This is a genomic window from Streptomyces sp. CNH189 (assembly GCF_000527195.1).
On sequence record NZ_AZUS01000003.1, the window covers coordinates 253,383 to 265,142 of the forward strand.

9 protein-coding genes are annotated in these 11,760 nt (G+C 70.5%); 5 read left to right on the forward strand and 4 right to left on the reverse strand.

Annotated features, from left to right (window positions below; translation table 11 throughout):
* Positions 1–212 precede the first annotated feature (212 nt).
* From B100_RS0106400 to B100_RS0106410, 3 genes are all read left to right on the forward strand, one after another.
* The gene (locus B100_RS0106400; protein WP_024883611.1) at positions 213–1,328 is read left to right on the forward strand and encodes a histidine kinase; all 1,116 of its coding nucleotides are present in this window, start codon (positions 213–215) and stop codon (positions 1,326–1,328) included.
* Positions 1,325–1,927, forward strand: coding sequence for a response regulator transcription factor (locus B100_RS0106405; protein WP_024883612.1), 603 nt, complete (start codon positions 1,325–1,327; stop codon positions 1,925–1,927). The genes B100_RS0106400 and B100_RS0106405 overlap by 4 nt, the downstream gene beginning before the upstream one ends.
* Before the next feature lie 217 nt (positions 1,928–2,144).
* Positions 2,145–3,971: a glycoside hydrolase family 3 protein gene (locus B100_RS0106410; RefSeq protein WP_024883613.1), complete on the forward strand. Its 1,827-nt coding sequence runs from the start codon at positions 2,145–2,147 to the stop codon at positions 3,969–3,971.
* 85 nt (positions 3,972–4,056) lie between these two features.
* On the opposite strand, the gene B100_RS0106415 is transcribed toward B100_RS0106410, so the two are convergent.
* A complete protein-coding gene (locus B100_RS0106415; protein WP_024883614.1) occupies positions 4,057–5,508 on the reverse strand; it encodes an endo-1,4-beta-xylanase in 1,452 nt (483 codons plus the stop codon).
* Positions 5,509–5,980: 472 nt separating this feature from the next.
* On the opposite strand from B100_RS0106415, the gene B100_RS0106420 reads away from it, so the two are divergent.
* Positions 5,981–7,462: a non-reducing end alpha-L-arabinofuranosidase family hydrolase gene (locus B100_RS0106420; RefSeq protein WP_024883615.1), complete on the forward strand. Its 1,482-nt coding sequence runs from the start codon at positions 5,981–5,983 to the stop codon at positions 7,460–7,462.
* A gap of 82 nt (positions 7,463–7,544) precedes the next feature.
* On the opposite strand, the gene B100_RS0106425 is transcribed toward B100_RS0106420, so the two are convergent.
* The 3 genes from B100_RS0106425 to B100_RS0106435 all read right to left on the reverse strand — a co-directional run bounded on the left by B100_RS0106425 (position 7,545) and on the right by B100_RS0106435 (position 10,047).
* Positions 7,545–8,144, reverse strand: coding sequence for a TetR/AcrR family transcriptional regulator (locus B100_RS0106425; RefSeq protein WP_024883616.1), 600 nt, complete (start codon positions 8,142–8,144; stop codon positions 7,545–7,547).
* A 62-nt stretch (positions 8,145–8,206) separates the two neighbouring features.
* Positions 8,207–8,923 (reverse strand): ABC transporter ATP-binding protein, encoded by a 717-nt coding sequence (locus B100_RS0106430; protein ID WP_024883617.1) that lies wholly within the window; start codon positions 8,921–8,923, stop codon positions 8,207–8,209.
* Positions 8,920–10,047, reverse strand: coding sequence for an ABC transporter permease (locus B100_RS0106435; protein WP_024883618.1), 1,128 nt, complete (start codon positions 10,045–10,047; stop codon positions 8,920–8,922). The genes B100_RS0106430 and B100_RS0106435 overlap by 4 nt, the downstream gene beginning before the upstream one ends.
* Positions 10,048–10,362: 315 nt before the next feature.
* Here B100_RS0106435 and B100_RS0106440 point away from each other — a divergent pair, with 315 nt between their 5' ends.
* Positions 10,363–11,727, forward strand: a complete 1,365-nt coding sequence (locus tag B100_RS0106440) for an MFS transporter (protein ID WP_024883619.1) — start codon at positions 10,363–10,365, stop codon at positions 11,725–11,727.
* Positions 11,728–11,760: the final 33 nt, after the last annotated feature.

Here is an 11,760-nt window from a genome sequence, read left to right on the forward strand (position 1 = left end):
TGACCGAAGAAACGGGGAACACTTCGGACCCGACCCCGCCGTCCGATTCCGGAGAGAGCTCCCATGGACACCCGGTCCCAGCGCGTCCTGCCGACGAGCAGCCCCGACGCCTTCACCCTCCGGCGCCCCGGCACCGGTCTCTATCCTGGTCCCATGGAGTCATGGCTGGACGGCCGGCGGATCCCGCGGTGACATCGAGGCGGGCCGGCGCCGTGACCACCGGACCCCGTGCGCAGACACGCGAGCGGCTGCGCCGGCTGAACGTCGTCACGATGGCCGTCGTCACGCTTACGGCGGGCACGCTCGTGGTGGCCGTCACCGCCCGGACCTGGCCGCAGGTTCTCGTCCTGAGCACCGGCGCGATCGCCGCGTTCGTCGCCTCCGTACGGTGGACGGCGGTCGGTATCCCGCGCGTCGTTCTTCCGTGCCTGGTCATCACGGCGGCCGTGTGGATCGTCGGCGCGCCGGCACTCGATGCCCACGCCGCGTTCTACGGTGTTTCCGTCGTCGGCTCGCTCTACGCCCCCAAACTGGCGCGCCGTCGCGTCGCGGCCGCCGTCGGACTGGTCGCCTTCGTCGCCCTCGTGGGCGCGGTGAAGGTGCTCATCGCGCCGGACGACGCGACGGACGTCCTGCTCCTGTACGTCCTGCTCCCGGCGGGCGTCACCGTGGTGATGGTCGGCAGCCTGTTCGCCGGCCAGGTCTTCTACGACCTCGTCGAGGAACTGGAGGACGCGCGGGAGCGGGAGGCGGAACTCGCCGTCGTGAAGGAACGCATGCGGTTCGCCAGCGACCTGCACGACATCCAGGGACACACCCTGCACGTGGTGAAGCTGAAGATCACGCTGGCCGAGAAGCTGCTGCGAACCGACATCGGGCGCGCGGGAGAGGAACTGGGCGAGGTGCGCGCCCTCGTCGGCGACACCATCGCCCAGACCAAGGAGCTCGCCTACGCACAGCGACGGCTCAACCTCTCCGCCGAGCTGGAGAACGCCAAGAACCTCTTCGAGGCCGCCGGCATCCACGTCCGGGTCGAGCGGGAGGCCGACGTCGACGAGCGGGCCAACGAGCTGCTCGGCCAGGTACTGCGCGAGACGACGACCAACATCCTGCGCCATGCGCAGGCCACGTACGTGAGGATCACGCTCTCCGAGGCAGGCATCGCCGTCCTCAACGACGGCGCGGGCACCACGCCCCTGTCCGGACTGGGCGGACTGTCCACGCTCAGGGAGCGCGTCGCCGACAACGGGGGCGAACTGACGGCGGAGAAGAGGGACGGGCGCTTCCTCACCCGCGCCCGGTTCCCCAACGGGAGGTCGGACGGATGACGACGGTGGTGCTGGCCGACGACGAGGCTCTGCTGCGCAAAGCGCTGGCGGCGCTGCTGACCCTGGAGGACGGGATCACCGTGCTCGCCGAGGCTCAGGACGGCGAATCCGCGGTCCGGGCGACTCTCGAACACCGGCCCGACGTGCTCGTCATCGACCTCGAGATGCCCGGGGTGGACGGCCTGGGCGCGGTCGCCGAGATCCGCCGTACCCTGCCGGACCAGGTGATCCTCATGCTGACCCGGCACGCCCGGCCGGGTGTGCTGCGCAAGGCCCTGAAGCTCGGCGTCCAGGGCTTCGTCAGCAAGTCGGCGGAGCCGGCGCACATCACCTTCGTGATCACCACCTTGCACGCGGGCAAGCGGTGGATCGACCCCGACGTCTCCGCGCTCGCCGTCGTCGACGACTGCCCGCTCACCGACCGCGAGGTCGACGTCCTGCGCGGCACCCGCGACGGCTACTCCGTCGCCGACATCGCCACCCGCCTGCACCTGGCCGAGGGCACCGTACGCAACTACCTGTCGAACGCCATGCAGAAGACCCAGACCCGCACCCGCCACGAGGCGGCCCGCTACGCGTGGACGCACGACTGGCTGTAGGCGGCGGTTCCGGCGGGGTGCGTCGCGCGGCGCGACGAGGTCACCGGGAGGCTGTCGTCTTCCGGGCGGGGTCACTCCCTTCCCGTCTTTCGTCCGGACCAGTTTTGTCTAGACCTCTTGTCCCGCCCCTCCCCCGCGGGCTACGTTGCCCGCTGTTCGGAGCCCTTCGCGTTTCCTTCAACTCCCGTGCCCCACAGGCCGGAAGGAGCATGTCCGCATGCAGGACCGGAGTCTGTCCAGGCGGTCCGTCCTCGCCTCCGCGACCCTGGTCGCCGCCGGCGCGACGGGCCTCGCGGGTGTGGCGGCCGCGCCCGCCGCCGCGCACGGGCGCGACAAGCGCCTGAAGAAGATCATCGCAAGGATGAGCGTCGAGGCCAAGGTCGGCCAGCTGTTCGTGCCCTACTTCTACGGCGCGTCGGCGACCTCGCCCAGCCAGGCCGACCAGGAGCGCAACCTTCGTGAACTCGGCGTCCGTACCGTCGCCGAGCTCGTCGCCAAGTACCACCTCGGCGGGGTCATCCTCTTCTCGGGCTGGACGAACAACATCCACAACCCGCGTCAGGTGGCCGAGCTGACGAACGGTGTGCAGCGGGCCTCGCTGTCCCTGCCCACACCCGTCCCCTCCCTGATCTCCATCGACCAGGAGCACGGGGCCAACGTCCGCGTCGGCAGCGGGGCCACCCAGTTGCCGGGCGCGATGGCGCTCGGCGCGGGCCACTCGCCCTCCGACGCCCGCACGGCCGCCCGCATCTCGGGCACGGAACTCGCCGTCCTGGGCATCCACCAGAACTTCGCCCCGGTCGCCGACGTCAACGTCAATCCGGCCAACCCCGTCATCAACATCCGTTCCTTCGGCGCCGACGCCCGCGAGGTGGGCCGCATGGTGGCGGCCCAGGTGGCCGGCTACCAGCGCGCCGGCGTCGTGGCCTGCGCCAAGCACTTCCCGGGCCACGGCGACACCGGGCAGGACAGCCACACCGAGCTGCCCGTGATCACCCACACTCGGGAGGAGTGGGACCGTATCGACGCCCCGCCCTTCCGGGCCGCCATCGCCGCCGGCGTCGACTCGATCATGACCGCGCACCTCCAGGTCCCCGCGCTCGACCCGAGCAACGATCCGGCCACCCTGTCGCCCACGATCCTCCAGGGCGTGCTGCGCGGCGAGCTCGGGTTCGACGGGGTGATCGTCACCGACGCCCTCAACATGGCCGGCGTGCGCACCAAGTACGGCGACGACCGCGTGCCCGTCCTCGCGCTCAAGGCCGGGGCCGACCAACTGCTGTTCCCGCCGGACATCGACGTCGCCTACCACGGCGTCCTGGCCGCCGTCCGCGACGGAGAGATCACCGAGAAGCGGCTCGACGAGTCCGTACTGCGGATCCTCCGCCTCAAGGACAAGGCCGGACTCCTCAGCGGCAGCCCCCTCACTTCCCCCAGGGAGGTCGACCGGGTCGTCGGCTCCCGGCAGCACCGGCTCGCCGCCGACCGGATCGCCGAGCGCACCACCACCCTGCTGGTCAACGAGGGCCGCACGCTCCCGCTGCGCCGCGGGCAGCACGAGCTGCTGGTGGTCGGCGCCAGCCCGGCCTTCCCGACCGACGACACCCGGAGCACGGTGCCCGAACTGGCCAAGGAGTTCGACGCTTTGGGTTACGGCACCACCCACCTCGTCACCGGCCGGTCGCCCGACGCCGCCGCGATCGAGGCCGCCGTGGCCGCCGCACGGGGGCGGGACGCGGTGGTGGTCACCACCGACAACGTCGACGCCGACGGCGCCCAGCGCACCCTGGTGTCCCGGCTGCTCGCCACCGGCGTACCCGTCGTGCATCTCGCCGTGCGCAACCCGTACGACATCGCCCACCTCGGCGGTGTCCGCGCCTCCTTGGCCTCCTACTGCTGGACCGAGGTCGAACTGCGCGCCGCGGCCCGGGTGATCGCCGGACGGGTCGCACCGCGCGGCACGCTTCCGGTCCCCGTCCAGCGCGCCGACGACCCGGCCGAGGTCCTCTTCCCGTCCGGGTACGGGCTGTCGTACGGCCGCTGACCGCGCCTCGGCAGCGAACGGGAGACAGTCATGAGGGCCACCGCCGTACGAGGCGGTGACCCTCACGGTCGTGGAGAAGGGTCGGTCAGGCGCGGGTCCAGCGCTGGTTGCTGCCGCCCGAGCAGGTGTAGATCTGGACCTGGGTGCCGTTGGCGGTGCCGGCGCCGACGGCGTCGAGGCAGCGGCCGGACTGGACGCCGACGATGGAACCGTCGGAGTTCAGGCGCCACTTCTGGTTGTCGCCGCCCCAGCAGCTGTAGATCTGGACCTTGGCGCCGTTGGCAGTGCCGGCGGCGTCCAGGCACTTGTTGCCGTAGACCCTCAGCTCACCGGAAGAGGTGAGCTCCCACTGCTGGTTGGTGCGGCCGTTGCAGTCGTACAGCTGCACCTGCGTGCCGTCGGACGTGCCGGCGTTCGGCACGTCCAGGCAGCGGTTCGAGCCGACGCCCTTGACGGCGGTGCCGTCACCCGGCTCCGGGTCCGGGTCCGGGTCGCCGCCGGTGCCCGCGTTGAGGGCGTTCAGCACGGCGCTGTACGCCTGCTTCTTGCTGCCGTCGTTGTTGAACAGCAGCGGGGTGTCCCCCGAACGCCACGAGTCCATGTCACGCACGCCCCACACGGTCACGCCGAGGCAGCGGGAGACGGCGAGGCAGTCGTTGACCACGGCCGCGTAGGTGTTCGGCGAGGCGCCCTGGATGTCCAGCTCGGTGATGGCGACGTCGACGCCGAGCGCGGCGAACTCCCGCAGGGTGGTGCGGAAGTTGCTGTTGTAGGGGCTGCCGCTGTTGAAGTGCGACTGGAAGCCGACGCAGTCGATCGGCACGCCGCGCTGCTTGAAGTCCTTCACCATGCGGTACATGGCCTGGGTCTTGGCCCAGGTCCAGTCCTCGACGTTGTAGTCGTTGTAGCAGAGCTTGGCGGACGGGTCGGCGGCGCGCGCGGTGCGGAAGGCCACCTCGATCCAGTCGCTGCCGCTGCGCTCCAGGTTGGAGTCACGCCGGGCGCCCGAGTTGCCGTCGGCGAAGGCCTCGTTCACCACGTCCCACTGCGCGATCTTGCCCTTGTAGTGGGCCATCACGCCGTTGATGTGGTCGATCATCGCCTGGCGCAGCGCGCTGCCGCCGAGGCTCTGCATCCAGCCGGGCTGCTGGGAGTGCCAGGCCAGCGTGTGACCGCGCACCTCCTTGCCGTTCTGCACCGCCCAGTTGTAGATGCGGTCGGCGTTGGAGAAGTTGAACTGGCCCCGCTGCGGCTCCGTGGCGTCGATCTTCATCTCGTTCTCGGCCGTCACCGAGTTGAACTCGCGGTTCGCGATCGACGCGTAGGTCGAGTCGCTGAGGCGGTTCGCGGCGACGGCGACGCCGAAGTAGCGGCCGCTCTGCGCCGCCGCGGCGCCGAGGGTCGACTCGGCGGCATGGGCGGCCGGCGGGGGCGCGGCCAGCGCGCCGACCGCACCGAGTGCGCCGACGAGCAGCGTGGGGAGCAGGACGCGGAATGTCCGCCGGCCGGCGGCTCTGGGGAGGGCATAGGAGCCCATTGCTGTGCCTCCAAGGTAGGTATGACGGATCACCCGACCGACAGCGCGGGGCCGGGGGGACCCGGAAGGACTGCCTGCGGTGCGTGGATCCGTCGTGCGGCTGTGCGCGGCTCTGTGTGGTGCGGCATGTCCGCACAGGACAGTTAGTTCGTCATTTCGAACTGCGGTCGGGTTGCCAGACAGGATGATTGGGGTTTGCTGAGTACGCGTCAACCCTCGCGGCAGAAAAAGTTTCTGTTCCTCTTTCGAAACTTTCGCATCCCGGTGCAGACGCTCAGTAAGCCCCGAACTAGCGGTTGTTTGCGGCCAGATCGGCGACAGGCCTTGACCGGATGCCCTCCGCTTTCTACCTTGTGGCGTCACAGAGCCGGAATTACTTCGAAACATTCGAACCCCCTCTCCGCCCTGCGCGGTGGCCGCTCCGCACCGTTCGCCGGCGTCATCTCCCCCCCCACTTCGAGGAGGCCGTCCCATGTGGCTTCGCCACACCCTTCCGGTCCGTTCCAGACGTTTGCTCGGTGTCCTCGCTCCCCTGCTGCTGCTCGCCACCTTCCTCGGCGCGCAGCCCGCCGAGGCCGCGACGGTGGACACCAACGCCTCGTACGTGCTGGTGAACCGCAACAGCGGCAAGGCGCTGGACGTCTACAACCTGGCGACGAACGACGGCGCCCGGATCACCCAGTGGGCGAGGAACGACCAGGCGCAGCAGCAGTGGCAGTTCGTCGACTCCGGCAACGGCTGGTACCGCATCAGGTCCCGCCACTCCGGCAAGGTGCTGGACGTCCACAACTGGTCGACGGCGAACGGCGGTTCGATCGTCCAGTGGTCCGACCTGAACGCCACCAACCAGCAGTGGCGGCTGGCCGACAGCCCGGACGGCCACGTACGCCTCATCTCCCGCCACAGCGGCAAGGCCCTGGAGGTGCAGGGCGCCTCCACCGCCGACAACGCGAACGTCGTCCAGTACGACGACTGGGGCGGAACCAACCAGCAGTGGCAACTCGTCAAGGTCGGCTCGGACACCGGCAACCCCGGCGACCCCGGCGTCTGTGACCTGCCGTCGAGCTACCGCTGGAGCTCCAGCGGCGCGCTGGCGCAGCCGCGGCAGGGATGGGTGTCGCTCAAGGACTTCACCGTCGCCCCCTACAACGGCAAGCAGCTCGTCTACGCGACCACGCACGACGCGGGGACGCGCTGGGGTTCGATGAACTTCGGTCTGTTCGGGGCCTGGTCGGAGATGGGCTCGGCGAGCCAGAACGCGATGAACAACTCCACGGTCGCCCCGAGCCTGTTCTACTTCGCGCCGAAGAACATCTGGGTGCTGGCCTACCAGTGGGGCGGTACCGCCTTCTCCTACCGGACGTCGACCGACCCCACCAACCCCAACGGCTGGTCGTCCGAGCAGGTGCTGTTCTCCGGGAGCATCTCCGGCTCCGGAACGGGCCCCATCGACCAGGCACTCATCGGTGACGGCACGAACATGTACCTGTTCTTCGCCGGCGACAACGGCAAGATCTACCGGGCGAGCATGCCGATCGGGAACTTCCCCGGCAGCTTCGGCTCGACCTCGACCGTGGTCATGAGCGACACGACCGACAACCTGTTCGAAGCCCCGCAGGTGTACAAACTGCAGGGTCAGAACCGCTACCTCATGATCGTCGAGGCGATCGGCTCGCAGGGCCGGTACTTCCGCTCGTTCACCGCGACCAGCCTGGGCGGCAACTGGACGCCCCAGGCCGCGACGGAGAGCAACCCCTTCGCCGGCAAGGCCAACAGCGGTGCCACCTGGACCAACGACATCAGTCACGGCGAGCTGCTGCGGACCAGTGCGGACCAGACCATGACCGTCGACCCCTGCAACCTGCAACTGCTGTACCAGGGCCGCAGCCCCAACTCCGGAGGTGACTACGGCCTGCTGCCCTACCGCCCGGGTCTGCTGACCCTGCGGCGCTGAGAAGCCCTGTTCCGAGGGGGAGCCGGTGCGGCGGGTTCCGGTGTCATGCCGGACCCGCCGCGCCGCCGTGCCGGTTCCGGTGTCATGCCGGACCCGCCGCGCCGCCGTGCGGACCGAGGCAGCGGCGCACCAGGTCCAGCGTGCGCCCGGTGACCGTGTCGAGCGGGGCGCCGCCGTCCACGGCGGCCAGGGCCGTGTGGAGCATCCCGGCGATCAGGTCCGCGGTGAGGGCGGGCTCAGGGGCGCCGAGCTCCCGGACGGCCGCGCGGAACGGCTCGACCTGCTCCAGGTGGAGCTCGACCAGCCGCTCCTGGCAGGCGGGCGGGAGACCGGCGTTCATGAGCGCGGCGGCCGGCCGGTGGGCGCCCTCGGCGCCGAGGCGCAGGCTTTCCCGGAAGAACGCCTCGACCCGCTCCACCGGGCCCTCCGCGGTGGCCATCGCGCGGGCGAGTGCCTCGTTGGACCGCCGGAATGCCTCCTCGGTGACGGTGGCCAGCAGGGCCGCCGAGGAGTCGAAGTACTGGTACACGCTGGAGCGTGCCAGGCCCGCGCGGGCGCCGACCGCCGCCGGGGTGACGGCGACGGCGCCCTCGTTCACCAGGATGTCGATCGCCGCGCCGATCAGCGTCTCGCGCTGGTGCGCACGGTGTTCGGCGACGGTGGCGGCGTTGATCTTCGGCATGCGGGTGGGACTCCTGGCAGATGGACGGGGCCGGGCGGCACGGGCGCCGGCCGCCGCCCGGTTCAGGACAGCCGGCCGTCGACCATCTCGTGCACCCGGTCGGCGGCGTCCATTATCGCCGTGTCGTGGGTGACCATGACGGTCGCGGTGCCGTGCCGGTGGGTCTGTTCGGCGATCAGCCGTACCGCTTCCGCGGATCGCTCGCGGTCCAGCGCCGAGGTGGGCTCGTCCACCAGCAGGACGGCGGGTGAGGTCATCAGCGCGCGGGCGAGACCGGCGCGCTGGCGTTCGCCTCCGGACAGCTGGTGCGGACGCGAGCCCGCGCGGTGTGCCAGGTCGACCGCCTCGATGAGCTCGTCGGCCCGGGCCCGGGCCGCGGCGTCCAGGCGTCCGTCGATGTGCAGGGGCAACAGCAGCTGTTCCCGGACGGTCAGGGACGCGAGCAGGTTGGACTGCTGGAAGACGAAACCGATGTGGCGCCGGCGGGCCGCCGTGCGTTCCTTGTCGGACAGGGCGGTCAGCTCCGTGCCGGCGATGTGCACCGTGCCCGAGGTGGGCCGCTGGAGCCCGCCGGCGACGGCGAGCAGGCTGGACTTGCCGGATCCCGAGGGGCCGACGACGGCGACGAACTCGCCCGGGGCGACCGTCAGTTCGACGTGGTCGAGGGCGGTGACGGCGGTGTCGCCGTCCCCGAGGGTCAGGCTGACGCCGTGCAGGCGCAGTCCGCCGGAGCCGGTGGCGTCCGGGGTGGCCCGGTGGTCGGTGCTGGTCGTGGTCATCGGGTGGCTCCCAGGGCGGTCAGGGGATCGACGGCGGTGATGCGGCGGACGGCGACGACGGCGCCCACGGTCCCCAGGCCGATGAGCAGGCCGGCGGACGTGGCGATGGCGGAGGCGGACAGGGAGAACGGCGCCTTGCCGATCATCGCGCTGCCCAGGGCGAGACCGGCGGCGGTGCCCACGGCCGTGGCGGCGACGAGGACGGCGACGACCTGGGCGAGGGCGTCGCGCAGGATGTAGCCGGTGGGGGCGCCGAGCGCCTTCAGCAGGGCGATCTCGGGCTTGCGCTGGACGGTCCACACGGTGAAGAAGGCACCGACGACCAGGGCGGAGATGGCGTAGAGGAAGCCCTTGATCAGGGCCATGGTGCTGGACTCCGCCGTGTAGCCGGGGGACGCGCCGTAGGTGGTCTCCTTGCTGTCGGCGCGGGTGCCGGTGGCCTTCTCGACGGCGGTGACGTCGGCGCCGTCCTCCAGGGTCAGGGCGACGGCCGTGGCCTGGCGCAGCGCGGCCTCGGGCAGCTCGCCGGGCAGGCCGTAGTGGAGGTGGCGCCAGGTGTCCAGGTCGGCGTAGGCGACGCCGATGTGGCCGTAGGAGACGGTGTCGTCGACGAGGCCGGTCACCGTCAGCCGGACCTCGCTCTTGTCGGCGGTCAGGACGTCCCCGACGCGCACGCCCAGGTCTGCGATCTCCTGGGTGATGACGATGCCGCCACCGCCGTCCTTCAGCCCCTCGCCCTCGCCGGGGCTCGGGGCCAGGGGCGAGTCGGGTGCCATGCCGAAGACGGCGAGGTTGACCTGCTCGCCCTTCTGCTCGCCCTGGGTCACCTGGGCGTTGACCAGGGCGTTGCCGAACGGTTCGGCCCGCTTCACACCAGGGGCCTCGGACCAGGCCTCCCAGTCCGCCTGCTCGACGGTGGAGCGGGAGAACTGCTCGCTGCTCGCCTTCTCGTCGAAGGCCATGTGGGTCACGGGCAGCGCGCGCAGGCCGGAGATACCGGCGTCCGCCAGTCCGGAGGCGAGCCCCGAGAGGAGGACGCCGAGGACGGCGATGAGGGCGACCACGGCGCCCATCAGGGCGAAGCGGCCGCGGGCGAAGCGCAGGTCGCGTAGGGCAAGGAACACGGGAACTCCGGGCTGCGGGGACGAGGGAGGCGCGGCACGCACGCCTTTTACTCGCACTTGACGACACGAGCGTCGGCATCCTATCGGACGTTACCGACACATGCGTCGGCATGTCCCCCTCACCGGCTCAGCCTGTTCAACCGATCACCCGGCACCCCTTGACACCACCCCGGGCCGCTCGTCACTGTAATGGCGATTCTAGAACGTAACTTCTAGTTTTCGTCGACGGAACGCGACTGGGTGCGCGTTCCGCGTCCTCCTTGCGGGCCGCTGCGATGGCACGGGTCCGCTCTGTCCCGGAACAGGGAGACTTGCATGAGGATCACCGACCACATCCCGCAAGAAAAGATGAGCGGTCTGCAGATCCGCGCCATCGTCATCGCGATCACTCTGGTCGTGCTGGACGGTTACGACGTCTCGTTGACGTCGTTCTCCGCCCCGTACATCGAGAAGGGGTTCGGCGTCTCGAAGGCCGAACTCGGACTTGTCATGTCGGGGGCCCTGATCGGCATGCTCGTGGGCTCGATCATCGTCGCACCGCTCGCCGACCGCATCGGCCGGCGCAAGATGGGCGTCATCGCCACCACGACGATCGCGGCGGGCATGTTCATCGGCCCGTTCGCCACGCCGGAGACCGGGACCTGGCCCCTCGTGGTGAGCCGCATCGTCACCGGTGTCGGCGTCGGCTGTCTGGTGGCGGTGGTCGGCGTCATCCTCGCCGAGTACACGGGCAAGCGCGTGTACTCGCTGGTGATGGCCGTCTACGCCGCCGCGATCAACGTCGGCGGACTGCTCGGCTCGATGATCGTCGGCCCGATGCTCGACACACGTGGCTGGGAGTTCGGCTGGTGGATCGGCTTCGGCCTGAGCGTGTTCGCCGCGGTCGCCACGTACGCCCTCCTCCCCGAGTCGCTCGCCTGGCTCTCCGAGGGCCGGCGCCCGGACTCCCTGCACCGCCTCAACGCGCTGCTGGCGAGAATGCACCGCCCCGCCCTCGCCGCGCTCCCCGAGCCCGACTCCACCGACGTCAAGGCCAAGGGTTCGCTGCGCACCGTGTTCACCGGCCGGACCGGCTTCTACACGCTGCTCATGATCGTCGGCTACGTGGCCTACATGCTCAGTTTCTACTTCATGACGAACTGGGCGCCCAGCAGCGTGGCGTCGGCCAACGACAACCCGGCGCTGGCCCCGCAGCTGGTCACCGCCTTCAGCATCGGCGGCATCCTCGGCAACGTGCTCTTCGGGTACCTGGGCGGCAGGATCGGCATGCGCTTCCTGGCCCCCGTCTTCCTGGTGCTGGCCACCGTCACCCTGTCGCTGTTCGGCATCGCGGGCTCGGAGATGCCGACCGCCTGGTGGACCCTCTTCACGGCCTCCTTCTTCGTCTGCTCGGGCACCGCCGCCTTCTACGCGATCGTCCCGACGCTCTACCCGACGCTGGCCCGCTCGACCGGTTTCGGAGTCGTCATCGGCATCGGCCGGTTCGGGGGCATCGCGGCGCCGGTCATCGGCGGCGCGGCCTTCGACGCCGGCTGGGGGATGGGCGCGGCCTTCACCGTCTTCTCCCTTCCCATGCTCGTCGCAGGCGTCAGCATCATCGCCCTCCACGTCAGCCGGCGTCGCTCCGACGCGTCGGCCGAGCCCCGGCCCGAGCCCGTGCTCTCCGGCACGTCCGCGTAGCGGTCCTGCCGCAACCTCCGAGAAAGGAACCGT